Source organism: Streptomyces sp. NPDC053542 (assembly GCF_044544685.1).
In the GTDB taxonomy this organism is placed as follows: domain Bacteria; phylum Actinomycetota; class Actinomycetes; order Streptomycetales; family Streptomycetaceae; genus Streptomyces.
Window position 1 is genome coordinate 272,946 of sequence record NZ_JBITXL010000008.1, and the last position, 24,413, is coordinate 297,358.

Here is a 24,413-nt window from a genome sequence, read left to right on the forward strand (position 1 = left end):
GCGGACGGGCCGCGGACGGGCCGCGGATGGGCCGCGGATGGGCCGCGGCCGGGTTCCCGGCCCCTCGCGCCGTCCGCCCGCACGCCCCGGAGCAGCGCGGTTGGCGCCCGCTCCGCCACCTCGGCACAATGCGCAGCCATCGCTGCCATCAGGGAGCGGTTCACGGCTACGGGTAGCGGGCGGTACGGAAGTGTCGGTGGACGCGGCGGCGGGAGCAGGGGCGGAGACGAGTACGAGCACGGGTGGGAGCGCGCGTACGGGGGCGGAGCCGGGAGCCCCGGGCGGGTGCCGCTGCGGGGACTGTCCGGACGGCGCCCGGACCGGGCACCGGCAGGCGGTCGCCGCGTTCCTCGCGCTGCGGGAGGACTTCGCCGCGGGGCGCGGCGTACCGGCCGCGCTCGCGCACTCCGCCGGCGCCGCCCGCCAGTGGATCTCCGACGAACTGGCGCAGTCGGCCCGCACGGTCGCCGAACGCGCCGCCGCCGAAGGCCGCGCCCGGTGCGAGACGCTCTGGCGCCGCACCCCGCTCGTGCTGTGGGGCGCCGTCGCCGTGCTGCTCATCGGGCAGGCGCTCACCGCGATCGGCGCGGGCTGGACCGACGCCCGGACCGCGGCACTGGCAGCCGCCGTCGTGCTGGCCGCGCTGCTCACCACGCTGGCCTGGCGGCACCGTGCCAACGGCGGCCTCCTCGCGCCCGTAACCGGCGCGGACAGCCGCCTGTCCACCTCCCGTACGGTCGCCGCCGCCTGGCTGCTGCCCGTCGTCTGGACGGTGCTGATGTTCGCGGCCCGGCTGGCACTGGCCCCGGACGCCGAAGGGCGCCGCCGCCTGCTGGCCGGGCTCGGCCTCTCGCGCGGCGCCGGGCTGCTCACCGTCGTGGCGCTGGCCTGCGCGGCGGCGGCCGTCGCCACCCGGCTGGTGTCCGTACGCCTCGCCGCCGGGCGCCAGCAGAAGGTGCCCGCCGAGTACCCGCGCGCCGGGGACCTGCTGACCGACGACGCCGGCCGCGGCAGCTTCGCGGACGCGCAGTACGTCCTGCTCAACGCGGTCGCCGTGGTCTTCGCCGCGGTCCGCCTCGGCACCGAGCCCGACCGGCTCCCGGACCTCCCGTGGGGGCTGGTGGCGCTGGCCGCGGTCAGCGCGGCGACGTATCTGGCGGGCAAGTACGCGGAGGGCGCCCGCCCGGTCGTGCTGTCCGTCGTACGGGCCCGGGAGATCGGCGGCCTGGACGGGCCGGTCCGCACCGGCGACGACATCGAGATCCGCGGCAGCGGCTTCGTCCCGCCGGGCGCGCAGCCGCCGCACCGGCTGGCCCGTACGGTCGTCCGCATCGGGGACGTCGACGTGCACGTCCCGCTGGTGCCGGTCCCCGGCGGCTTCGCGAACCCGGCGGACGGCACGCTGGTCGTGCCGGTACCGGCCGACGTGGAGCCGGGCCGCGCCGAGGTCCGCGTCATCACGGCCGCGGGCGTCGAGTCCGCCGGGTATCCGCTGTTCATCCAGGAGTGATCCCGTAGGGGCCCGCGGGCCGTTCAGGAGTGATGTACGGGTGCGGCGCGCATCCTGGTGCTGTCCGCTCCCGTTGAATGTTCTGTGACGTCCGGCCCGTATCAGTCTTCGAACGCCCGCCCGTGGGCAGAATCGTCCGCGCCGGGCGGCGGCACAGAGGCGGGAGGACACCATGGTGCACAGAGGAAGCTCGCTCGCGATGGGCCACGGGGGGACCGGCGGCGATGCCGGGCCGACGGGTCTGCGCGCGACCCTGGGCCGTTACGCGCTGCTGCCGCTGCGGATCTTCCTCGGCGTGACCTTCGTCTACGCGGGCCTGGACAAGCTCACCGAGCCGGGGTTCTTCGCGGCCTCCGGCAACGGCTCGATCGGCGAGCTGATGCGGCAGTCCCGTCCCTCCGCCGGCGTGCCGCAACTGGTCGACCTGGCGCTGCACAGCCCGGCGGTGTTCGGCTACCTCATCGCGGCGGGCGAGCTGGCGGTCGGCATCGGCATACTGCTCGGCCTCCTCGGCCGGCTCGCGGCGACCGGTGGCGCGCTGATCTCGCTGAGCTTCTGGCTGACCGTCAGCTGGTCGACGACGCCGTACTACTTCGGCAACGACCTGGCGTACCTGATGGCCTGGCTGCCGCTGATCCTGGCCGGTACGCCGTACTTCTCCCTCGACGCGCTCTACGCCAAGCGCCGCCGCCGCTTCGGTAGCCGGCTCATCGGCTGACCGGCTGACGACCGGCTGACCGGCTCATCGGCCGACCGGCCGCTCCGCCGGCGGCAGCTCCGCGCCCCGCCGGCGGCGGAGCAGGCCGTACAGCGCCGAGACGCCGCCCGAGAGGAAGAGGCCGGCGGGGAGCGCGATCAGCGGCCACGCGCCGGGCACATCGACCCGGCCTGCGGCGTCCAGCACGTAGACGCCGCCGATGCCGAGCGCGGTCAGGCCCGTGACGAGCCGGGCGGGCTGGAACTCATGCCGCAGCACGGTCGGTCACCTCCTCATGCGCCGGCACTTCCGGCTTCGCGGGTTCCTCCGGCTTCGCCGGTGCCGCCGGTTTTCCCGGTACCTCTGGCTTTCCCGGTGCCGCCGGCTTCCCCGGTACCTCTGCCGCCGCTCCCGCGTACGCCACCTCCGCCTGGCCGACCCCGACCTCCAGCCGCAGGTCCAGCGTGCCGTGCGGCCGTTCGCCCTTCTTCAGGCCGTGCGCGGGGAGCGTGACGGTCCGTGCCCGGTCGGCCGAGACGTCGATGTCCTCGGCCGCCTCGCCGGGCAGCTGGAGGTCGCCGAGCCCCACGTCGATCCGTACGCGCGTCCGTACCCCCTCCGGCAGCGTGACCAGCAGCCGGCCGGCGCCCACCTCGGCGTGCGTCCGGACCGTCTGCCCCTCCTTCAGGCGCAGCCCGCTGAGGTCCAGGTGGGCGTCGCCCGCGCCCAGTTCGTACGCGGGCCGGACGTCGGCCGCCGTGGACGCCGGCCAGGTGCGGGTGTCCCAGTCGGTGGTGAGGCTGCGCGGCAGGACGGCGGTCGCGCCGAGCAGCAGGGCGGTGACCACCACCATGAAGACCGTGCCGCCGCCGGTCCGGCCCAGCCACGCGCTGAGCACCATGCCGAGCCCGAAGACCACCAGCGCGGCCGCCAGCCCCGCCTGCACGCTCGCGGGCAGCGAGCCGCCGTGCCAGGCCGGCAGCGCGGCCACCGCGCCCGCCGCCAGCGCCAGCAGGAACGTCAGCCCGCCGATCGACCGCGCCCGCGCGGGCCGCCGTGGCCTGCGCGCCTCCGGCGCCGCGGAGGCACCCGGGGCTCCCTTCCGGTCGTACGCACCGTTCCCGTCGTACGCACCGCCCCCTGCCGTGTCGTACGACTCGTACCGGTCGTACGACGGCGTGTCAGCCGGCCCCCACAGATACCCGCTACGACCCGCCTGCGTACCCGCCCCCGCGCCGTCCTTCGTCAGCGGGTCCCGCCACCACGAGGGACTGCCCGGCGCGGGCGGCGCCTGCGTCTCGGGCGGCGCGTCCGCGACGGCCTGTGCGGTCGCCGTGTCCACCGGACCGGTCCCGTGCGCCGCGGCCCGCCGCTGCTTCGACCAGTACGCGGAGCCGGCCACCGCGAGCGTGAGCATGAGCGTGAACGCCAGGCCGCCGCCCCGCCCCAGCACGGACAGGAAGAGCCCGCAGCCGACCAGGGCGACGAGGAGCGCGGTCAGCGCCGCGCCCTCGACCCGCCCGGACAGCAGCCGCCGCCCCTCGTTCTCGTCCTCGCCCTCCAGCGGGATCAGCAGCCAGGCGAAGCCGTACACGATGAGGCCGATCCCGCTGCTCACGGCCAGTACCGCGAGCACGATGCGGAAGATCACCGGGTCCAGGTCCCAGTGCCGCCCCATCCCGCCGCACACCCCGGCCACCACCTTCTGCCGCCGGCTGCGCCGCAGCGGCGGCGTGGGCGGCGGCGGGGGAGGGCCATCGGCGGTCGCGCCCTGCGGCTCGGCGGTCGCGCCCTGCGGCGGTCCGGACGGCGAAGCATCGTTCATGCGCCCATGGTGGCAAGCGGAGCCGTCACCGGGCATCAGTGACAACCCTGGCCGGACCCTGAGATCCCGGAGATCCCGGGCGCGGCGACGACCGGCCGGTAACGGGTGTGGCTCTGTTGACTATCGTTGTTCTCTGACGGGTTACGGGGGAGCCGGAGGGCGTGCGGTGTCGGAGGCTGCGGTGGACGAGGGTCGGCTGATCGCCGGGCGGTACCGCCTGCTCGAACGCATCGGCCAGGGAGGCATGGGCACCGTCTGGCGGGCCCACGACGAGCTGCTGGGCCGCCAGGTCGCGGTCAAGCGCCTGCACGCCTCGCTCCAGCTGGAGCCGGACGAGCTGGCCACCCGTAACGAACGCGCCCGCCGCGAGGCCCGGGCCGCGGCCCGCATCAACCACTCCAACGTCGTCGGCGTGCACGACGTCGTCGACGACGCGGGCCTGCCCTGCATCGTCATGGAGTACGTGCCGTCCGTGACTCTCGGGGACGTCATCAAGGAGGCCGTGCTCTCCGGAGGCGGCGTGCCGCCGCACGAGGCCGCCCGCATCGGCCGCGGCATGATCGCCGCGCTGCGCGCCGCCCACGCGGCCGGCGTCCTGCACCGCGACGTCAAGCCCGGCAACGTCCTGCTGGGCGAGGACGGCCGGGTGGTACTCACCGACTTCGGCATCGCGGTGGCCAGTGGCACGTCCACGCTCACCAAGACCGGTGAACTGGTCGGCTCCATCGACTACTTGGCCCCCGAGCGCGTCAAGGGCGGCACCCCGGGCCCCGCCTCCGACCTGTGGGCGCTGGGCGCGACGCTGTACCAGGCGGTCGAGGGCCGGCCGCCGTTCCGCAAGAACACCGCGGTCGAGACGGCGTACGCGATCGCGATGGACCCGCTGGTCCCGCCCCGTAACGCCGGCCCGCTCACCCCGCTCATCGAGGCGCTCCTCGCCAAGGAGCCGGCGGACCGCCCCACGCTCGAGAACGTCGAGCGCGCGCTGCGCGCACCCGCCTCCGAGGCCGTGACGGAACTGCTCACGCCGGGCGGCTGGCGGGATACCGGTACGGGTACGGCGGCGCCCGGGAGCACGGGTACCGGCAGCGTTCCGCCCGCCCCCGCCCCCGCCCCCACTCCCGTCCCCGCCCAGCGCGACACCGCGGCCACGGCGGCCACCAGCCGCGTCCCCGTAGGCGTGCCCGCGGCCCCCGCCCGCCGCCGGCGGCTGGGCGCCGTCCTGTGGGGCGCGCTGGCCGTCGTGGCCGTCGGCGCGGTGACGGCCGGCGTGCTGTACCTGCTGCAGGACGGCGGCGGGGTGAAGGCCAGCCCCTCCGACGACCCGGCCAAGCCGTCCGCCTCCGCCTCCCAGGGCGGCGACGCGGACGAGCAGAAGCCGCCGAAGGTCCCGGTGGGCTACCACCTCGTCACCGAGAAGGAGTTCGGCGTCTCCTTCCCCGTGCCGAACGGCTGGACCCGTAAGTACATGCCGGAGCGCAACGAGGTCGACTACCTGGCCCCCACCGGCCTCGCCGGCCTGAAGGTCAGTGTGCTGAACTTCGCCAGTTCGAATCACGTCCGCCACTTCGAGCAGGTCGAGGAGCAGCTGCGGAGCAAGTCGCAGGGGTACGAGCGCCTGCGGCTGCAGGACACCCTGTTCCGGGGGCAGCCGGCGGCGATCTGGGAGTTCACCTTCCAGGGCCGGGTGCGCGACTTCCGCGCCATCGACCTGGGCTTCGGCAAGGAGGGCGAGGACGAGTACGCGATCTACCTGTCCGCGCCGAAGGACCAGTGGCCGAAGTTCCAGGAGGTCTTCCAGGTGGCACGGGACGGCTTCCGCCACAAGTAGTAGCTGGGGGCAGCAGCTGCTGAGGTGATCAGGGGTGCATCAGGGTCGACCCTGATGCCCGGACATCCGTCCTCATGTGACGATCGGGAGCATGACGACCGCTCCGCCCCGTGCCGAGGGCCCCTACGCCCCGGCACCCGACCCCGCAGAGCCGGCCCCGCGCCGCCTGTACCGCAGTGCCGACGGCCGCCTCCTCGGCGGCGTCGCCCGCGGCCTGGCCGGCCACCTGGGGCTGCCCGTCTCCTGGGTACGGATCGTCTTCCTCGCGCTCTTCGTGGCGGAGGGCATGGGCGCGCTCCTGTATGCCGCGTTCTGGTTCTTCGTTCCCCTCGGGGTCGGCGGCGTGGACACCCACCGGCACCCCGCGTACGGTCCGTCCGCCCCGCCCGCTGCCCCCGAGAGCTGGCGCCGGCGCTTCCGCCGCCTCGACAAGGGCCAGATCTTCGCCCTGATCGCGCTGGTCATCGGCGCGTCGGTGCTCGCCTCGCAGTTCCAGCTCGGCCGCGCCAACGCCTACCTCTGGCCGGTCCTGCTGATCGGCGCGGGCGTCGCGCTCGTCTGGCGGCAGGCCGACAACGCCCGCCGCGCCCAGTGGCTGGAGATCGGCCGCCGCAAGGGCGTGCTCCCCGTCGTACGCGGCGCGGCCGGCGTCCTCCTGGTCGGCATCGGCGTGACCGGCATCGTCGTCCTCCAGGGCTCGGTGCAGAACCTCGGCTCCGTACTGCAGGCCGCGCTCGCCGTCGTCGTCGGCATCGCGCTGCTCGCGGGCCCCTACCTGGTCCGCATGACGCAGGACCTCTCCGAGGAGCGCCTGATGCGCATCCGCGCGCAGGAGCGGGCCGAGGTCGCGGCCCACGTCCACGACTCCGTACTGCACACCCTCACGCTCATCCAGCGCAGCGCGGACGACCCCCGGGAGGTCGCCCGCCTCGCCCGCGCGCAGGAGCGCGAGCTGCGCGCCTGGCTGTACCGGCCGGAGGGGCGCGGCAAGGACGAGGACGCGGAGCCGGACCGCCTCGCGGACGCCGTCCGCGGGGCGGCGGCCGAGGTCGAGGACGCCCACGGCGTACCGATCGAGGTCGTGGTCGTCGGGGACTGTGCGCTGGACGAGAAGCTGGGTGCCCAGTTGCAGGCCGCGCGCGAGGCGATGGTGAACGCGGCCAAGTACGGTGGCAGCGGCGGCGCGGTGCAGGTGTACGCCGAGGTCGAGGGCCGTACGGTCTTCGTCTCCGTACGGGACCGCGGCCCCGGTTTCGACCTGGACGCGGTGCCGGCGGACCGGATGGGCGTACGGGAGTCCATCATCGGGCGGATGCAGCGCAACGGCGGCACGGCGCGGCTGCGCTCGGCCCCGGACGGGGGGACGGAAGTGGAACTGGAAATGGAGAGGGCGGCCGCGGAATGAGCGCGACGGAAGCAGCACAGGGGAGCGGCCCGGGGGACGCCCGGCGGGCGCGGGTGGTCCTGGTCGACGACCACCGGATGTTCCGTACCGGCGTCCAGGCCGAGATCGGCCGGACGGACTCGACCGGCGTCCAGGTGGTCGGCGAGGCCGCGGACGTCGACCAGGCGGTCACGGTCATCACGGCCACGCGCCCCGAGGTGGTCCTCCTGGACGTGCACCTCCCCGGGGGCGGCGGCGTAGAGGTCCTGCGCCGGTGCGCGCCCCTGATGGCCGACCCCGACCGCCCCGTCCGCTTCCTCGCCCTCTCCGTCTCGGACGCGGCCGAGGACGTCATCGGCGTCATCCGAGGCGGCGCGCGGGGCTATGTCACGAAGACGATCACCGGCACCGATCTCGTCGACGCGATCTTCCGCGTCGCGGACGGCGACGCGGTCTTCTCCCCCCGCCTCGCGGGTTTCGTCCTCGACGCCTTCGCCAACACGGACGCCCCGCCGGTCGACGAGGACCTGGACCGCCTCACCCAGCGCGAGCGCGAGGTACTGCGGCTGATCGCACGCGGCTACGCGTACAAGGAGATCGCCAAGCAGCTCTTCATCTCCGTCAAGACGGTCGAGTCCCACGTCTCGGCGGTCCTCCGCAAGCTCCAGCTCTCCAACCGCCACGAACTGACCCGCTGGGCAACGGCCCGCCGCCTGATCTGACGTCGTCAGCGGGGATCCGGAGCTCGCACCAGACGGTCTTGCCGATGCCGTGCGGGCGTGGCTCGGTGCCCCACGCGTCCGCGAGGGCGGCGACGAGCGCGAGGCCGCGGCCCGACTCGTCGCCGGGCCCGGCGTCCCGCTGTTGCGGCTGGGCGCTGCTCGCGTCGGAGACCTCGATGCGGAGGGTGTCTGCCCGTACGAGTGCGCGGGCGCGCAGCTCGCGGCCGGGGGACACGCGCGCGTGCCGGCACGCGTTGGTCATCAGCTCGCTGAGCAACAGCACGGCGGTGTCGGCGATTTCGTCGGGTACTTTCCAGGCCCGCGCCTGCGCGGCGAGCAGTGTACGCGCCCTCCCGACACTCCGCGCGCTCCGCGCCAAACGCCACTCGATGTCTTGAGGTGTTCCGTCGGTCATACGGAGAGCGTGACCGCGCGGCGTTACGTTATGGAGTCACAGCCCGTGTACACAGCGTTGTTGTACACAGCTGGACTCCGGAGGTGGAGCGGTGACGGATGCCTGGCGGTACTGCGGTAACCAGATCAAGCTGTGGCGAAATCAAGCGGGTGTTTCTCGCGAGGACCTGGGTCGAGAGGCCAATTACGAGTACGAGACGGTCAAGTCGATGGAACTCGGCCGCCGTCGCCCCTCGCTTCGCCTTCTCCAGGTCGCCGACGACATGTGCAGCGCACGCGGCCTATTGCTGGCAGCGCAGAGCTACCTGAAACCGGCGCCGTTCCCGGCGCGGGCCGACGAGTTCATGGCGCTCGCCGCCGACGCCGCGGTCATGCACTCGTACGAACCGCTGCTCATCCCCGGCTTGTTGCAGGACGAGCCGTTCGCGCGGGCACTGATCAGCGAAGCCTGCCCACCCCTGGACGACGAGACTGTCGACGAACGTGTAGCCGCCCGTATGAGGCGCCAGAAGGCGCTGACGGAGCGGCCGCGCACGGTGTTCGGGTTCGTCATCTACGAGGCCGCCCTGCGCACCCTGGTGGGCGGTCCCGACGTGATGCGGGACCAGTTGCACCACTTGCTCGAGGTCGGCAGGCTGCGGAACGTATCGATTCAGATCCTGCCGTTCGGACGTTGCGGCGGGTTGGCCCTCAACGGGTCCGTGGTGCTGCTCGAGACCTCCGAGCACGACCGCTACGCCTACGTAGAAGCGCAGGAGACGAGCGTGCTCCACGCGGACGCCGAACGGCTCAGCTCGCTGACACAGCTGCATGGCATGATCCGAATGCAGGCCCTCACCGTGGAGGAGTCGGCCGCGTTCATCGAGAAGGTGGCGAAGGAGCTATGAGCGATCGTCTTACGTGGTTCAAGTCCAGCTACAGCGACTCACAGGGCGGCAATTGCGTCGAGGTCGCCGAAGACGGGGCACGCGTACTCGTTCGGGACTCAAAGGCGGAGCCGGACGGCCCCCGTTTGGCGATAACCCCCGTCGCCTGGGCGGCGTTTGTCGGGTACGCCGCCGTACGCGGATAGTCATCGCGAGCCCCGTCTACGGAGTACCGCCGTGGTCACCGGGGAGTGGAGCTCCCAGCCCATGGCCCGGTACAGGGACAGACCGTCGTCCCGGGCCACCAGGACCCCCTGCGTCGCGCCCTGTTGCGCGGCGCGGGCGGCCAGGGCCGTCATCACGACCCGGCCCAGCCCCTGGCGGCGATGCGCAGGATCCGTCCGCACGCGGTCGAAGACCGCCACCGTGCCGGCGAGCGCGACCCGGCCGCCCGCGGCGACCTCCCCGGTCGCACTGAACGCGCGCGCGTCGACGAGGCCGCCCTGGGCGACCGTCTCGACGACGTATCCACCGGGCAGCACGGCCGGATCCGGCGGTGGCGCGGGCGCGGCGCCGGGCACCAGCCCGTCCCGCAGCCCGTCGGGTACCCCGTCGTGCATCCCGGCGCGCATGCTCAGCGCGCGCCCCAGCGGGGCGGTCATCAGGTACTCCGGGGCCTGGAATTCCCAGGACGCCGGCAGCGCGGGCTCGACGGCCGAGCGGGGCGCGCAGACCTTCAGCCACAGGCCGGGTGTGATGAGCGCGACGGACAGGCGGCGCAGCGCGGCGGGGTCGGCCGCGGGCAGGACGTACCGCGCGACCTGGTCCGTGCGGCCGACGGCTATCCGGAAGCCGCCCGGTACCGCGACCGCGCCGTCCGTGCCGCGCGAACGTACCCAGCCGTCCACCCAGGCGCGTACGACCTCCGGCCGTGCCACAGGCACGCGGTGGTGCTCGGTCATTGTGTCCACGGACCCGATCGTATTGCGAGAGCTTCGCAATAGTGACGGTGGAATTCGGCCCCCTTGCATAACGCTGCCGGGGCCACCCCAATCCTTTGAAAATCAGGCTACTTGAGAGAGGTCAAGGGCCGTGCGGGTACATATCGGTGATGGTGTTCGGCTCTACTTCGATGTGGAGGGAGCCCAACTGGTGACGGACGGCCCGGACATGGCCGAACGGCCGACGATCGTGCTGCTCCACGGGGGGCCGGGGGCGGATCACACCCTGTTCAAACCGGAGCTTTCCGCCGCGGCCGGTTTCGCTCAGGTCATCTATCTGGACCAGCGCGGAAGCGGGCGTTCCGTGCGCGGCGGGCCGCTGCACTGGACGTGGGAGCGGTGGGCGGACGACGCGATCGACTTCTGCGACGCGCTGGAGATCGAGCGGCCCGTTCTCGTCGGTACGTCCAGCGGGGGCTGGGTGGCGCTGCTGGCGGCCATCCGGCACCCGGACCGGTTCGCGGGGCTGGTGCTGGACAGCGTGATGCCCGGCGACGCGCAGGAACGGCTGGAGATGTTCGAACGGCTGGGAGGCGCGGAGGCCCGGGACGTCGCGCTGCGCTACTGGGCGGGCGACACGGGCGACGAGATGACCGACGCGTGGGAGCGGGTCTGCCTGCCGCTGTACTCGCAGCAGGCGGGCGGGGACGGGGTCGGCCGGGACCGGCTGCGCCGGGTGCGCTGGAACGACGACGTGCTGGATCACTTCCGGCTGGTACTGGCGCGGGAGTTCGACCCTTGGCGCGGGCTGGACCGGCTGGCGTGCCGGACGATGATACTGGCGGGCGAGCACGACCCGGTGGCGACCGCGTCGGCGGCCCGCCGCTTCGCGCACCGGCTGAGCCATACGGATGTGCGGCTGCACGTACTGGCCAAGGCGGGGCACGGCGTCTTCCGCGAGGCGCCGAAACGGGCGATGGACCTGCTGCGGGACTTCGTGGTGAGCGGCCATGTACCGCGGCTGCATTAGGAATTCCGACCGTAGGGTCGAATTCCGCGGCGGAATTGATTGACCGGATCGTTGACCGCTGGATCGTTTTCGTTACTGGTGTGGCACCAGTTGTCCCGCGTTCCTCCTCGCGCCAGCAAAGCACAAAGGGGGCTCCTGAGGCGGGGCGCCGCTCGCGATCCGTGCGGTACGGCGGCGGTCCGTAACAAGGGGGAGCGGGCCGCCGCCGTACCTCGGCGGGGGCGGCCGACGGCCGCCGGGGCGGAACCGACGGCGATGGGGAGCCGACCGCCTGAACGAGGACGCTAAACCTCCCGGCGGGCATTAGGCGGGGCATTGCCGGTACTTGTCTCTTCCGTTGCCGTGGACTGCTCGCTTTCGGTCACCGGGTGGCAGGTACCGATCGGTGGCGACTGGTGACGGACCGGGACAACGACGGCAGCCCTGCCCGATGGCCCGGCCGGGGGCGGGGCTACGATCGACCACTATGGACGTAGTGATCAATGTGTTCGTCGCCCTGCACATCATCGGCATCGCCTCGCTGCTCGGCGGCTTCCTCACGCAGATGAAGGCGATGGGCGCGGGCACCGCCCGCTTCGTGCCCGCGATGCTGCACGGCGCGATCACGATGCTGGTGACCGGCGTCATCCTGGTCGGCCTGAACCAGATGCAGGACTACTCGGTCAACAACATCAAGATCGGCGTCAAGCTCGCCGTCCTGATCGTGATCCTCGGGCTGGTCTACGTGAAGCGCGACGAGGAGAAGGTCGAGAAGCCGCTCTTCGGGCTCGTCGGCCTGCTCACGGTCGTCAACATCTTCATCGCCCTGCTCTGGACCTGAGCGGGCCTGAGCGGACCTGAGCCGCCCCGCACACCGGCGCGACGAACCGCGCGGCCGCCTCGTTCCCGGGGCGGCCGCGCGGTTCGTCGTTTCCGCGCCGTGCGCCGTGCGCCGTGCGCCGTGTGCCGTGCGCCGTGTACCGGGTGCCGTGCGCCGGGTCAGGCCGGCCGCACGCTCCCGTAGATCGGCATGTAGTAGATCGACTCCACGCGTACGTTCGCGCCCGGCTTCGGCGCGTGGATCATCTTGCCGTCGCCGATGTACATCCCGACGTGGCTGATGTCGTCGTAGAAGAACACCAGGTCACCGGGTTGCAGATCGCCCGTCGCGACCCGCGTGCCCACCTTCACCTGGTCCCAGGTCGTCCGCGGCAGCGAGACGCCCGCCGCCTTCCACGCCGCCTGGGTCAGCCCCGAGCAGTCGTACGACGTGGGGCCGGTCGCGCCCCATACGTACGGCTTGCCGAGCTGCGCGCGGGCGAAGGCGATCGCCTTCTCCGCCTTCGTCGCGTACGAACCGTCGGGCAGCCCGGAGCCCGTCCCCGTCCCGGACCCGGTATCACCCCCGGACCCGGACCCGTCGTTCGTACCGCCCGACCCGCCGTCCTGCTGCTCCTGCCGCTCGCGCTCGGCCTGTTCCCGTGCCAGCCGCTCGGCCTTGCGCCGCGCCTCGGCCTCCTTCCGGCGCTCCAGCTCCGCCAGCCGCGCCTTCTCCTGCGCGGTCAGCCGGGACAGCAGCTGCCGGGCCTCGGTCAGCTTGTCCTGGACGTCCCGCTTGGACGTCTTCAGCGTCTCCTGGGACTTCTGCAGCTCCTCCAGGCTCCTGATCGCCTGCGCCCGCTTGCGTCCGGCCTGCGCCTGCTGGTCCTGGTAGTCGGCGACCGCCTCCTGCTGGCGGCCGCTGAGCCGCTCCATCAGGTGGTTGCGGTCCACGAACTGCTGCGGGTCCCGGGCCAGCATCAGCTGCGCGGTCGGGCTCAGCCCGCCGGAGCGGTACTGCGCGGAGGCGAAGGTGCCCAGCTCGCGCCGGGCCTCGTTCATCTTCTCGGTCCGCCGGGCCGCGTCCTCGCGCAGCTCGTCCACCTTCTCGCGCTGCGTGCCGGCGCGCTCCTTGGCGGCGTTGTACTTCTGGGTGGCGACCTCGGCCTGCCGGTACAGGCCATCGACCTTCTTCTTGACCTCTTCTATGGAGGGCTTGGGGTTTCTGGGTGCCGCGTCCGCGCTCTGGGTGAGCAGCGTGACGGAGGCGAGCGCCGCGGTGGTGAGCCCGGCCGCCGTACGGCGGTGCGCGGGCACGGCGAGGATGCGGGTGCGCGGCTTGCGATGAGACGCCAAGGCCGGCGACTCCTTCCGTGGACCGCCTACCGGGTTAGCTGTCGGGTTCGGGCGTGTGCCGCGTGCTGCGGCGTACTACGGAAGGTGCCCTACGGCCGTACGGATCGCTCCGTAGCGGCCGATTCACCCCGGTGGTACGTGTGGGTCCCCGGCTCCGGCCGCTCTGGGGGCGGTGGTCCGGACTCGGCGGGGCGGCCCGTGCCGGCGCTTTCGCCGGGCGGTGGGGCGGGCTGCCCGGTCGGCACGGTAGCTAACTCGTGTGACTTCTGTGAAGGCTGATGTTCGTTTTGCCCGATACCTTTTCGTGATCTCGTCGTGTCCGGGGCGATGCCGGACCGGTTCTGACCACGGACTGTCCGGTGCTGTTGTCTGTCCGTGAGGGCCGGGTGGCGTGCCGTACGCTCCCCCTCCCCCCGGAATTCCACGGTCCGGACCGCGTTGTCAGTGGGGCGGCCTAGACTCGGTGGGCGATGAGCAGCCTCTTTGACGACAGCTTCCTGGCGGACCTCGATCCCAAGGACGAGGAGCCGCCGCCTCCCGAGGACGAGGACCGTCCGGCAGCGGAGGAGGTGCCGCACGACCTCTTCGGCGGCCGCTTCGACGCTCCCGTGCAGCGGGACGCGTACTACCGCGACGGCGCCGCCCGCCCCGCGGTGGACCCTGCCGCGCTCCTGGAGGGGCTGAACGACCAGCAGAAGGCCGCCGTCGTGCACAGCGGCGGCGCGCTGCTCATCGTCGCCGGCGCCGGCTCCGGCAAGACCCGCGTCCTCACGCACCGCATCGCGCATCTGCTCGGCGCGCGCGGCGTCCACCCCGGCCAGATCCTCGCGATCACGTTCACGAACAAGGCCGCGGGCGAGATGAAGGAGCGCGTCGAGGACCTGGTGGGCCCGCGCGCCAACGCCATGTGGGTGTCCACGTTCCACAGCGCCTGCGTGCGCATCCTGCGCCGCGAGTCCAAGAAGCTGGGCTTCACGTCGTCGTTCTCGATCTACGACGCCGCCGACTCCAAGCGCCTGATGGCCCTGGTCTGCCGTGACCTGGACCTCGACCCCAAGCGCTTCCCGCCCAAGTCCTTCAGCGCCAAGGTCTCCAACCTCAAGAACGAGCTCATCGATCACGAGGACTTCGCCGCGTCGGCGGCGGACGGCTTCGAGAAGACGCTGGCCGAGGCGTATGCGATGTACCAGGCACGGCTGCGCGAGGCCAACGCCCTGGACTTCGACGACATCATCATGACGACGGTGAACCTGCTCCAGGCGTTCCCGGACGTCGCGGACCACTACCGCCGCCGCTTCCGGCACGTCCTGGTCGACGAGTACCAGGACACCAACCACGCGCAGTACACCCTCGTGCGCGAGCTGGTCGGCCCCGGGACGGCCGAGGTGCCCGCCGCCGAGCTGTGCGTCGTGGGCGACGCCGACCAGTCGATCTACGCCTTCCGCGGCGCCACGATCAGGAACATCCTCCAGTTCGAGGAGGACTACCCGGACGCGACCACGATCCTGCTGGAGCAGAACTACCGCTCCACGCAGACGATCCTCTCGGCCGCCAACGCCGTCATCGAGCGCAACGAGAACCGCCGCCCGAAGAACCTCTGGACCGACGCCGGCACAGGCCCGAAGATCACCGGCTATGTCGCCGACACCGAGCACGACGAGGCGCAGTTCGTCGCCGACGAGATCGACCGGCTGACGGACGCGGGCGAGACGAAGGCCGGCGACGTCGCGATCTTCTATCGCACGAACGCCCAGTCCCGTGTCTTCGAGGAAGTCTTCATCCGGGTCGGGCTGCCGTACAAGGTCGTCGGCGGCGTGCGCTTCTATGAGCGCAAGGAGGTCCGGGACGTCCTCGCGTACCTGCGCGTGCTGGCCAACCCCGAGGACGCCGTCCCGCTCCGCCGCATTCTGAACGTGCCGAAGCGCGGCATCGGCGACCGCGCCGAAGCCATGATCGAGGCGCTCGCGCTGCGCGAGAAGATCACCTTCCCGCAGGCGCTGCGCCGCGTCGACGAGGCGTACGGCATGGCCGCGCGCTCCTCGAACGCCGTCAAGCGCTTCAACACGCTCATGGAGGAGCTGCGGACCATCGTCGAGTCCGGCGCCGGCCCCGCGACCGTCCTGGAGGCCGTCCTGGAGCGTACGGGCTATCTGGCGGAGCTCCAGGCGTCCACGGACCCGCAGGACGAGACCCGCATCGAGAACCTCCAGGAACTGGCGGCGGTCGCCCTGGAATTCGAGCAGGATCGCGACGAGGAGAACCCGGGTACGCTCTCCGACTTCCTGGAGCAGGTCGCCCTGGTCGCCGACTCCGACCAGATCCCCGACGAGGACGAGGAGGGCACGGGCGTCATCACGCTCATGACCCTGCACACCGCGAAGGGCCTGGAGTTCCCGACCGTCTTCCTGACCGGCATGGAGGACGGCGTCTTCCCGCACATGCGCGCGCTCGGCCAGACCAAGGAGCTGGAGGAGGAGCGGCGGCTGGCGTACGTCGGCATCACGCGCGCCCAGGAGCGCCTGTACCTCACCCGCTCCACGATGCGCAGCGCCTGGGGCCAGCCGCAGTACAACCCGCAGTCCCGCTTCCTGGAGGAGATCCCCGAGGAGTACGTCGAGTGGAAGCGGACCGGCCCGGCGACGCCGTCCGCGTCCATGGGCGGGCTGTCCTCCGGGCTGTCCGGCGGCGGCTTCGGGGCCTCGTCGTCCGTCTCCTCCTCGCGGAGCAAGGCGGGGCCGAGCGGCTTCGCGACCCGGCGGGCGAAGGACCGCCCGGTGGTCGCGCTGGCGATCGGCGACCGCGTCACGCACGACAGCTTCGGGCTGGGCACGGTCGTCGGCGTCAAGGGCAGCGGCGACAACGCCGAGGCCACGATCGACTTCGGCGGCGAGAAGCCGAAGCGGCTGCTGCTGCGGTACGCGCCGGTGGAGAAGCTGTAGTCGTACGCACGGATCGTACGCACGGACCGTACGCACTGATGGCGGCCCGAACCCCCAGGGGGCGGGCCGCCTTCGTGCACTGTTGCTCAGTTCGGGTTGATGCCGTGGGAGCGCAGCCAGGGCAGCGGGTCTATCGCGTCGCCGCCGTTGGGGTGCACCTCGAAGTGGAGGTGCGGGCCGGTGGAGTTGCCCGAGTTGCCGGAGTACCCGATGACGTCGCCGGCCTTGACCGAGCCCGAGCGGATCTTGGCGCTGCTCAGGTGGCAGTACCAGGTCTCGGTGCCGTCCGGCGCCGTGACCTCGATCATGTTGCCGTAGGCGGGGTTCCACTTGGTGACGACGGTGCCGTCGGTCGCCGCCATGACCGGCGTGCCGTAACTGACCGGGAAGTCGATGCCGGAGTGCAGCGACATCCAGTTCACGCCGGCCTGCCCGAAGAGCGCGCTCAGCCCGTGCTGCTTGACCGGCAGCGCGAACTTCGGCCGCAGCGCTTCCTTGCGCGCCGCTTCCTCCGCCCGCCGCTTCTTCTCGGCGGCCGCCCGGGCCTGCAGGTCGAGACGTTCCTGCGTACGACTGGCCCGGTCGGCGAAATCGCTCGCGTCCGCGCTCAGGTTGGAGAGCTGGGAGTCCAGCTTGTTGTTCGCGGCCGACGGCTTCACCGCCGAGGCGTCCGAAGCGGCCTGTACGGCGGTGTCCTCGTCCTTGTCGGTCGCGCCGGAGACGGAGGCGGCGGCCACGGCGCACACGCCCATGGCGGCCACGGACGGCACGGCGACGGTCAGCAGCGCGGACTTCTTCGGCGTACGCCGCCGGCCCCGGCCGCCGCCGCTCCCGTGCGCTTCCCGCCGGGCGGCCCGCCGGCCACCGGGGGCGGCTGCGGGAGCGGCTCCGGGAGTGCCGGAGGGAGCGTCGTCGGGCGCGGCTTCGGGGGAGAGGGTGGGGGCGGGGATGATCGCGGTGACGGAGGAGTGGAGATCCCCGTCGGCCGGGTCAACGTTGTCGTGGTCGACGGCTTCGGCTTCGGCCAGGTCGTCAACGGTGAAGACGCTGGTGGACTCGGCAGCGGTCTCGAACTGCCCGGCTTCGAAGTGGGCGGTGTCGAACTGGCCGGTCTCGAACTGCCCGGTGTCGAACTGGCCCGTGTCGAACTGGCCCGTGTCGAACTGGCCCGTGTCGAAGGGGCCGGTCCCGAACTGCGTCGCGTCGAACTGGCCACCCTGGTAAGCCTCGGCAGTCGGCCAGGCCCCGCCGGCCGTGTCGTACGTACCGGTGTCATGCGTCCCGGTGGTGTCGTACGTACCGGTGTCGTACGCACCGCTCACGTCGTACGTGCCGGTGTCGTAGGCACCGTTCATGTCGTATGTACCGGTGGTGTCGTACGTCCCCGTGGCGTCGTGCGAAGGGTAGGCATACGGGTCGTACGCACCGGTCTCGTACGTGCCCGTCTCGAACGCACCGGTCTCGTACGTACCGGTCTCGTACCCCGCGGGGTACGTACCGCCGTCGTACGTTCCGTTCGCCTCGTACGCACCGCTCACGTCGTACGTGCCGGTGTCGTACGCGGTCGCCCCGTAGGCGTCGTACGCACCACTCGCGTCGTACGCACCGGGCACGTCGTACGTGCCGGTGTCGTACGTACCGGCGGCATACGCACCGGTGTCGTACGTGCCGGTGGTGTACCCGTCGTACGCGGCGTAACCGAGCTGGGCGTCCTGCTGCTCATGCGGCTCGTAACCGGGGTAGGACCCGTACGAGGCGTCAGCAGCAGCGCCGGTCGGGTCTGGGTTCCCCGACGGGTGACGGTCGTTCACCACCAACTTCTCTTTCGCCTCGGCAGCAGGAGAATTAGCGGCGACTGTACCCGGCGGTATGCGACGGCGACAATCTTCCGTAGGTTTCGGGCCCTTCCAGACCGGGCATTTGGCCGTCTTTCGGAGGACGCCCGGCATGTTCTTGGCGCCACGTTCGATGAATGTTCGACATCGATTGGCGTAGGCGTCGTGATCGAAAAGCGGGGTCGACGCACAGGTCGGCGCGCGGATCCGACCGCGCCGCCCGACAAGTCGGGCGGCGCGGTCAGGCGACGGATGCCTGGTCGGACGCGATCTCACCGGCCGTGCCGCCGGGATTCTCCGACCGGTCCGGATTCGTCGGGTCCGCCGAGGCCAGCGCCTCGCGGATGCCGGCCGCGACCGTGCCGTTGACCGGAAATGCCAGATGTCCGACACCGGAGACATGGATGTTCCGGTGCCGGAGATCGGCATGATTGATCTGTGCCGTCTCGGTCGGAACCATCATCTGATCGAGATCGCTCCAGAAGCAGACGAAAGACGTCCGGCAATTCGGCGCGGGCCGGGCCAACTCCTTGATCACGTCGGAATCCGTCCGCATCTGGCGCACGAGCGGATGCGCGGGCAGCAGCGAGGCGAGCCGGGTGCCGCCGTGCGGGGTGCCGAGCGTGACCAGCGTCCGGATCCGCGCGTCCCCGCCCAGCCGCTGTACGTAGTACCGCGCGATCAGGCCGCCGAGGCTGTGCCCCACCAGGTCGATGCGCCGGTGACCGGTGCGCGCGCAGACGTCCTCGACATGCCGGCCGAGCAGCTCCGCTGCCTTGCGTATGTCGCAGGTGAGAGGGGAGTAGTTGAGCGCCTCGAGGTGACACCAGCCGTGCCGGCGCAGCGAGCGGCGCAGCAGTACGAAGACGGAGCGGTTGTCGATGAAGCCGTGCAGCAGAAGCACCGGGGGGTGCGACCGGCCCTCGGTCGGCAGCATGGCGGGCGCGGGCAGCGAGTCACCGGCCCCCGCTGCCGGCCGCCCCGAACCGGCGGCCCCGGCGTCCTGCGCGGTCTGTGGCCAGACATGCGATCTGCCGGCGCTCGCCCCGGCGTGCGCCCGCGTTTTCGTGCCGGTCCTGGCCGCGGTGGCCTTCGGGCCGGTCTTCGTGCTTCCGGACGGCGACCGTCCGGCATCGCGTACCGCGCCGGTGGCCGAGCCCGCGACCGAGTCGGCGGCCGAGTCCGCGGTCGGGTCGGTGGTCGAGTGGGTGGGCGAGCCCCCGGCCGGATCGGCGGCTGCGCCCGCGCGGGCTGCCGCCGCCGCGGCCTGCTCCTGCGAGACGCCCGTGGGGTACAGCAGCAGGTGCCCGGCGAGCACCGCCAGCTCCCAGACCGTGACGCGCAGCATGGCGGCGGAGGGGCGGATCAGACAGCAGAGAAAGGGCAGGGCCTTCATCGGCCGACCTCCGAACGGCACACGGAGGACGCCTCTGTCCCCCGTCATGCCCTCAAGGGGAGCCGTTGGGTGCGTACACGGCCCCCGTGCACCGTGCTCGCCGATGACGTTGAGGTACCGGCGCGGACCGCCGACGGATGTCACCCGACGCGGATCCCGCGGCTGCTGCGCCTGCCGTACGTGCCGGCCGAGCTGTCCGTTCCGTCTCTCCCGGCCGGCCTGCCCGTACGTGACGCGGTACCTCTTCCCCGCACACCGTGCGTGTGCATGGGGGCCTGTACGTACCCGGAATGCGCACTGCCGTGCCGCGCGGCTACGGCGCGGCGGTGCGGCAAACTGCTGCGGCTCCCTGCGCCGCCCCGCAGACGCCCCCGCCGCCTTGCGGCGGCGGAGGAGATGCGGCGTACGGCGCGTAGCGAACGTGTCCCACGTGTGATTTCCCCCTCCCTTCATGTCGCGAAACGGCTCTGTGCGCGATGCTGGGGATAACGTTCGTTCACGCTGGCGGCCGCCCTGGCGGCCGCATATTCGGTTGTCGGCTCGACGGCGCTGGTCAAGGCCGGTGCCGCGCTTGGCTTGGAGGCAGTGATGGGTGTGACCGGTCCGATCCGTGTGGTGGTGGCCAAGCCGGGGCTCGACGGCCACGACCGTGGTGCCAAGGTCATCGCGCGGGCCCTGCGGGACGCGGGCATGGAGGTCATCTACACCGGGCTCCACCAGACCCCGGAGCAGATCGTCGACACCGCGATCCAGGAGGACGCCGACGCGATCGGCCTCTCGATCCTCTCGGGGGCGCACAACACCCTCTTCGCGAAGGTCATCGAACTGCTCAAGGAGCGCGACGCGGAGGACATCAAGGTCTTCGGCGGCGGCATCATCCCGGAGGCCGACATCGCGCCGCTCAAGGAGCAGGGTGTCGCCGAGATCTTCACCCCGGGCGCCACGACGGCCTCCATCGTCGAGTGGGTGAACGCCAACGTCCGCCAGCTGACGGCCTGAGCGAACCGCCGCCCGTCCGGGCCGCGATCCAGGGCCGGGCCACGATCCAAGGCCGGGCCACGATCCAAGGCCGGGCTCCGATACCGGCGTCCGCCTCGAGCCGGGCGCGGGACGTCCCCGCGCCCGAGCGTCCGCCCGAGCGCCGGCCCGAGCCCCCGTCCAGGGGGCTGCCCGGGGGCTCACGGCCCCGCTCCGGCGTGCTTGGTGTCCGCCCCGGGGTGTCCCGTGTCCGCCCCGGTGGGCCTGGAGTCCGCCCCCGTGTGCCCGGCGTCCGTCCCGGCGTGCTCGGAGCCCGCCCCGGGGTGCCTGGAGTCCGCCCCCGTGTGCCCGGAGCCGGCTCCGGCGTCCGCGGTGTCCCTCTCGGTCTGTCGGGTGCACCCCTCGGTCAGTTCGGAGTGCATCGTGGCGCGGAGCCGGAGGGTGCCGACCAGGCGCTGGAACGCTTCGGACCAGTAGCCGTCCGCGCCGGGCGAGCCGTCCTCCGGTTCGCCGCCCTGCGCCGTGAGCATGTCGAGCCGGTCCGCCGCGGCCGGGTCCAGACACCGTTCGGCCAGCCCCATCACCCCGCTGAAGCTCCACGGATAGCTCCCCGCGTCCCGCGCGATGTCCAGCGCGTCGACCACCGCCCGGCCGAGCGGCTCGGCCCACGGGACGGCGCACACCCCCAGCAGCCGGAACGCGTCCGACAGCCCGTGCGACGCGATGAACCTCGCCACCCACGCCGCGCGTTCCCCCTCGGGCAGCACCCCCAGCAGCTTCGCCGCGTCCCGCGACGACCCGGCCTCTCCACCGGCGGCGTCACCGGAAGCAGCGCTGCCCGATATCCCGCTGCCGGCTGCGGTCGGGGCGCCCAGGAGGGCCCGTGCCCAGGCCGCGTTCCGCTGGCGCACCGCCGCCCGGCACCAGGCGTCGTGCACCTCGGTCCGCCGCCCGTCCGCCACCGGCAGCGCGACGATCTCCTCCGGGGTGCGGCCCCCCAGTAGCCCCGGCCACACCCCGAGCGGCGTCGCCTCGAGCAACTGGCTCATCCACCACGCCCGTTCGCCCCGCCCGGCCGGGGCCTTCGCCACCACCCCGTCCCGCTCCATCCCCGCATCGCACACCCGCGGCGGCGTCACGACGAGCACCGGGCCCGCGGCCGGACGCTCCCTGTCCGCGCCTTGGTACTCGGCAGCGCCGTCGTGCTCGGTGGCGGCCTCGTGCTCGGTGGCGCCCTCGTACTCGGCCAGGTCGCCGAGCCGGAGGCAGGCCGTGGCGCGGTCGGCCATACGGGACGCCAGGGCGGACTCCGGCAGGGCGGAGAGCAGTTCGGCGGCTGTCGCCCGGACGTTCCGGCTGCGGTCGGACAGCGCCTTCTCCAGGAACGGCTCGTCGGCCGGCGACAGCCCTTCGCGGAGCGAGTCGAGGAACATCAGCCGGTCCTCGGCCCGTTCGGTGGACCACGTGCCCGCGAGCAGCGCCAGGCCCGCCGCCGGGTCGAGGTGCCGGGTCGCCGACAGCAGCGCGACCCGCTCCGCGAACAGGCCCTCCTCCCAGAGGCGTTGGCTCGCCACGTGGTCCCGCCGCGCGGGCAGCGCCGCCGCGCCGCCGATCCCGCGCAGCGCGAACTTCCAGTCGTCGTTCAGCCGCGCCAGCCACAGCGCCCGCGGCCCGGCCAGCGCGAGCGCGGCCGGCCGCAGGTCCGTACGTGCCCGGGCCGCGTCCAGCAGGGCCGGCAACAGTGCGGCGGGCGCGCGGTACCCCTGCTCCCCGGCCGTCGCGAGCCACTGCGGCAGCAGCTCCGTCAGGTCGGGGGCCGCGCCGCGCCGGCTGCCGGCGTGCCCGCCCCGGTCGGCCAGCAGCAGCGCGAGCCTGCGCCGCGCCGCGTCCGGCAGCTCGGGACGCGGGTCCGGCGGGGCGAGCGCCGGCCGCTCCGCGGCGGGCGCGGGGCGCAGGCCCGCCCGCCGCCGTACCGTGCTCACCGCGGCCGCGTCCAGCAGCGCGGCGGCGGGCTCCCGCCCCGCCCGCACCGGCACCGGCGCGGCCCGCCGCTCCGTCCCGAGCAGCGCGGCGCTCACCAGCTCCCCCCAGGGAGCCACGCTTCCACTCACGGCTTCCCTCCCCTCTCGTCGGCCGTTCGGATCAGTTCTCACAAGGCCCTCGGATCAGTTCTCGCAAGGCCCTCGGACCAGTTCTCACAGGCACTCGGACCAGTTCTCACAGGTCCTCGGACCAGTTCTCATAGAGCCCTCGGTGCCGTCTCATAGGGCCCTCGGTGTCGTCTCGCGGGCCCTTGGTGTCGCCTCACAGCGGCTCCGGTGCCGACTCACAGCGCTACCGGTGCCGGATCCCATGTCGTCAGCGGGACGAAGCCCCGGTGGCCGCACTCGCCGAACACGGTGAGCGGGCCGCCGCCGGATATCGCGGCCAGCTGCCACAGGCCCGTACCGCCCTCGCAGCGCGGGTCCACGGGCAGCGCCGACTCGCCGTCGGCGTCCGCCAGTTGCCATCCCGTGCCCGGCCGCCCCGGCGTGGGCGGCCGGCCCGGTATCGGCACGACGTCGGCCAGCACCACCGGCCAGGCGTCCAGCCACGGGTCGTCGCGCAGCGCGTCACCGTACGCGGCGAGCGCGGCGTCCGCGCCGCACCCGGCCGGTACGCCCCCGGGCGCGGCCGGGGCGTACCGCTCGCCCACGGCGACCCGCAGCGGGCGGGCGCCCGGGTAGTACGTCAGGTCGGCGTCCAGGACGAGTCCCGGCGCCAGGGCGAGATCGTGCGTCCGCCCGGGGCCCGCGAAGGAGAGATGCAGTGCCATCCGGCCCGTCCGCTCGCCCCGCATCCATATGCGCCGCGTGGTCAGCTTGCCCTGCGGGCCTTCCTCGCGGTCCTGCTGTGCCAGCACCAGCCAGCGGTCCCGCACCGTCCGCTCGGCGGAACTCCCCCCGGAGTCGTTCCCGGAGCTCTCCCCGGAGCCGTTACGAGCAGCGTCCCCAGTGCCGCCCGTACCAGTGCCGTCTGTCCCGGTGCTGTCCGTCCCGGTGCTGTCCTTCCCAGAGCCGTCCGGGTGCGCCGGCAGGCCCACTCGGGAGCGGACCGTGGCCGCCAGCGGCTCCGGAAGCCGCTCGATACCAAGGAGCCCCTCGTCGAGAAGGTGGAGCAGCGCGCACTCCTCCAGCAGCCGGGACGGCCAGTCGGCGCCGGAGCCCGGGATGGACCCCAACTCCCGCACCCGGGCCGCCAGTCCGGGCGCCTGGGCGTCCACCATGCGGGCCGCCGTCTCGTCCCAGCTGCCGTACCCCGCGCGGTCCGCCGCGGCGAGCCCGGACCGCAGCAGGTCGGCGAGGCGCCGCTCCAATTCCTCGGCCCCCGCGCCGGCCCGCTGCGCCCGGCGCTCCGCCCGCCGGCGCGCCCCCTCCGGGTCCGCGAGCCCCTTACTGCCCTTGTCCTTGCCCCCGTCCTTGTCACCCTTGCCCGGCCGGTCCTCGCGGTGCTCGCGCCGGCCGGACAGCCACTCGGCCACCCACCGCGGCGGCTCGGTGCCCGTCACCACACCCCCGTTATCCCCGTCGTCCCCGTCGGAGCCGTCCTCGCTCGCCCACAGCAACAGCAGTCCCAGCGCGTGCTTGCACGGGAACTTCCGGCTCGGGCAACCGCACTTGAAGGCAGGGCTCGTCGTGTCCACCATCGCGCGGTACGGAGCGCTCCCGCTCCCTTTGCACACTCCCCATACCGCTCCGTCGCCCGCGCCCGCTTCCGACCACGGGCCGGGCGTCGCGAGCTTGCCGCCGGCCTTGCGCGACGCCGCGTCGGGCGCCATCGCCAGTACCTGATCGGTCGTCCAGCGTTCCCCCTGCGCTCGGGGGTTCGGGGTTTTCTCCCCGTCCATTCCCA

General features: G+C 72.8%; 20 protein-coding genes and 1 riboswitch. Of the genes, 11 read left to right on the forward strand and 9 right to left on the reverse strand.

Annotated elements, in window-relative coordinates:
* Nucleotides 1-196 precede the first annotated feature (196 nt).
* Nucleotides 197-1,510 (forward strand): hypothetical protein, encoded by a 1,314-nt coding sequence (locus ACIGXO_RS23920; protein ID WP_399790309.1) that lies wholly within the window; start codon nt 197-199, stop codon nt 1,508-1,510.
* A gap of 172 nt (nt 1,511-1,682) precedes the next feature.
* On the forward strand, nt 1,683-2,228 hold the full coding sequence (locus ACIGXO_RS23925; protein WP_399790312.1) for a DoxX family protein: 546 nt from the start codon (nt 1,683-1,685) through the stop codon (nt 2,226-2,228).
* A 24-nt stretch (nt 2,229-2,252) separates the two neighbouring features.
* Here ACIGXO_RS23925 and ACIGXO_RS23930 read toward each other — a convergent pair whose 3' ends face one another.
* Both ACIGXO_RS23930 and ACIGXO_RS23935 read right to left on the reverse strand, forming a co-directional pair.
* A complete protein-coding gene (locus ACIGXO_RS23930; protein WP_399790314.1) occupies nt 2,253-2,486 on the reverse strand; it encodes a hypothetical protein in 234 nt (77 codons plus the stop codon).
* On the reverse strand, nt 2,473-4,032 hold the full coding sequence (locus ACIGXO_RS23935; RefSeq protein WP_399790317.1) for a PspC domain-containing protein: 1,560 nt from the start codon (nt 4,030-4,032) through the stop codon (nt 2,473-2,475). Before ACIGXO_RS23935 ends, ACIGXO_RS23930 begins: the two co-directional genes overlap by 14 nt.
* Nucleotides 4,033-4,213: 181 nt before the next feature.
* On the opposite strand from ACIGXO_RS23935, the gene ACIGXO_RS23940 reads away from it, so the two are divergent.
* The 3 genes from ACIGXO_RS23940 (at nt 4,214) to ACIGXO_RS23950 (ending at nt 7,969) form a co-directional block, all read left to right on the forward strand.
* Nucleotides 4,214-5,863, forward strand: coding sequence for a serine/threonine-protein kinase (locus ACIGXO_RS23940; RefSeq protein WP_399790319.1), 1,650 nt, complete (start codon nt 4,214-4,216; stop codon nt 5,861-5,863).
* Nucleotides 5,864-5,954: 91 nt separating this feature from the next.
* On the forward strand, nt 5,955-7,268 hold the full coding sequence (locus ACIGXO_RS23945) for a PspC domain-containing protein (protein WP_399790322.1): 1,314 nt from the start codon (nt 5,955-5,957) through the stop codon (nt 7,266-7,268).
* Nucleotides 7,265-7,969 carry a LuxR C-terminal-related transcriptional regulator gene (locus tag ACIGXO_RS23950; protein WP_399790325.1) on the forward strand — a complete coding sequence of 235 codons (705 nt, stop codon included), beginning with the start codon at nt 7,265-7,267 and terminating at the stop codon, nt 7,967-7,969. The genes ACIGXO_RS23945 and ACIGXO_RS23950 overlap by 4 nt, the downstream gene beginning before the upstream one ends.
* Here the strand turns inward: ACIGXO_RS23950 and ACIGXO_RS23955 are convergent.
* Entirely contained in the window at nt 7,869-8,384 is a 516-nt protein-coding gene (locus tag ACIGXO_RS23955; protein WP_399790328.1) for an ATP-binding protein, read from the reverse strand. The two genes, ACIGXO_RS23950 and ACIGXO_RS23955, sit on opposite strands and share 101 nt — an antisense overlap.
* 91 nt (nt 8,385-8,475) lie before the next feature.
* Here ACIGXO_RS23955 and ACIGXO_RS23960 point away from each other — a divergent pair, with 91 nt between their 5' ends.
* Both ACIGXO_RS23960 and ACIGXO_RS23965 read left to right on the forward strand, forming a co-directional pair.
* A complete protein-coding gene (locus ACIGXO_RS23960) occupies nt 8,476-9,270 on the forward strand; it encodes a Scr1 family TA system antitoxin-like transcriptional regulator (protein WP_399790330.1) in 795 nt (264 codons plus the stop codon).
* Nucleotides 9,267-9,455, forward strand: coding sequence for a DUF397 domain-containing protein (locus tag ACIGXO_RS23965; protein WP_399790332.1), 189 nt, complete (start codon nt 9,267-9,269; stop codon nt 9,453-9,455). Before ACIGXO_RS23960 ends, ACIGXO_RS23965 begins: the two co-directional genes overlap by 4 nt.
* Here ACIGXO_RS23965 and ACIGXO_RS23970 read toward each other — a convergent pair whose 3' ends face one another.
* Nucleotides 9,456-10,211, reverse strand: coding sequence for a GNAT family N-acetyltransferase (locus ACIGXO_RS23970; RefSeq protein ID WP_399790640.1), 756 nt, complete (start codon nt 10,209-10,211; stop codon nt 9,456-9,458). It abuts the gene before it with no gap.
* A gap of 190 nt (nt 10,212-10,401) precedes the next feature.
* Here ACIGXO_RS23970 and ACIGXO_RS23975 point away from each other — a divergent pair, with 190 nt between their 5' ends.
* Nucleotides 10,402-11,220, forward strand: coding sequence for an alpha/beta fold hydrolase (locus ACIGXO_RS23975; RefSeq protein WP_399790335.1), 819 nt, complete (start codon nt 10,402-10,404; stop codon nt 11,218-11,220).
* Between the two features lie 466 nt (nt 11,221-11,686).
* On the forward strand, nt 11,687-12,040 hold the full coding sequence (locus ACIGXO_RS23980) for a hypothetical protein (RefSeq protein ID WP_030254273.1): 354 nt from the start codon (nt 11,687-11,689) through the stop codon (nt 12,038-12,040).
* Between the two features lie 158 nt (nt 12,041-12,198).
* On the opposite strand, the gene ACIGXO_RS23985 is transcribed toward ACIGXO_RS23980, so the two are convergent.
* Complete coding sequence (locus tag ACIGXO_RS23985; protein WP_399790338.1) at nt 12,199-13,374, reverse strand: NlpC/P60 family protein; 1,176 nt, start codon at nt 13,372-13,374, stop codon at nt 12,199-12,201.
* A 7-nt stretch (nt 13,375-13,381) separates the two neighbouring features.
* A riboswitch (cyclic di-AMP (ydaO/yuaA leader) is annotated at nt 13,382-13,556 on the reverse strand.
* A 288-nt stretch (nt 13,557-13,844) separates the two neighbouring features.
* On the opposite strand from ACIGXO_RS23985, the gene pcrA reads away from it, so the two are divergent.
* Nucleotides 13,845-16,313 carry a DNA helicase PcrA gene (gene pcrA / locus ACIGXO_RS23990; RefSeq protein WP_399790341.1) on the forward strand — a complete coding sequence of 823 codons (2,469 nt, stop codon included), beginning with the start codon at nt 13,845-13,847 and terminating at the stop codon, nt 16,311-16,313.
* An 86-nt stretch (nt 16,314-16,399) separates the two neighbouring features.
* On the opposite strand, the gene ACIGXO_RS23995 is transcribed toward pcrA, so the two are convergent.
* Both ACIGXO_RS23995 and ACIGXO_RS24000 read right to left on the reverse strand, forming a co-directional pair.
* Nucleotides 16,400-18,124 carry a M23 family metallopeptidase gene (locus ACIGXO_RS23995; RefSeq protein ID WP_399790343.1) on the reverse strand — a complete coding sequence of 575 codons (1,725 nt, stop codon included), beginning with the start codon at nt 18,122-18,124 and terminating at the stop codon, nt 16,400-16,402.
* A 265-nt stretch (nt 18,125-18,389) separates the two neighbouring features.
* Nucleotides 18,390-19,544 (reverse strand): lipase family alpha/beta hydrolase, encoded by a 1,155-nt coding sequence (locus ACIGXO_RS24000; RefSeq protein WP_399790346.1) that lies wholly within the window; start codon nt 19,542-19,544, stop codon nt 18,390-18,392.
* 588 nt (nt 19,545-20,132) lie between these two features.
* On the opposite strand from ACIGXO_RS24000, the gene ACIGXO_RS24005 reads away from it, so the two are divergent.
* Nucleotides 20,133-20,543, forward strand: a complete 411-nt coding sequence (locus ACIGXO_RS24005) for a cobalamin B12-binding domain-containing protein (RefSeq protein WP_030254259.1) — start codon at nt 20,133-20,135, stop codon at nt 20,541-20,543.
* Nucleotides 20,544-20,722: 179 nt separating this feature from the next.
* On the opposite strand, the gene ACIGXO_RS24010 is transcribed toward ACIGXO_RS24005, so the two are convergent.
* A complete protein-coding gene (locus ACIGXO_RS24010; protein WP_399790350.1) occupies nt 20,723-22,633 on the reverse strand; it encodes a DUF5691 domain-containing protein in 1,911 nt (636 codons plus the stop codon).
* A 215-nt stretch (nt 22,634-22,848) separates the two neighbouring features.
* Nucleotides 22,849-24,408 (reverse strand): SWIM zinc finger family protein, encoded by a 1,560-nt coding sequence (locus tag ACIGXO_RS24015; protein WP_399790644.1) that lies wholly within the window; start codon nt 24,406-24,408, stop codon nt 22,849-22,851.
* Nucleotides 24,409-24,413 lie beyond the last annotated feature (5 nt).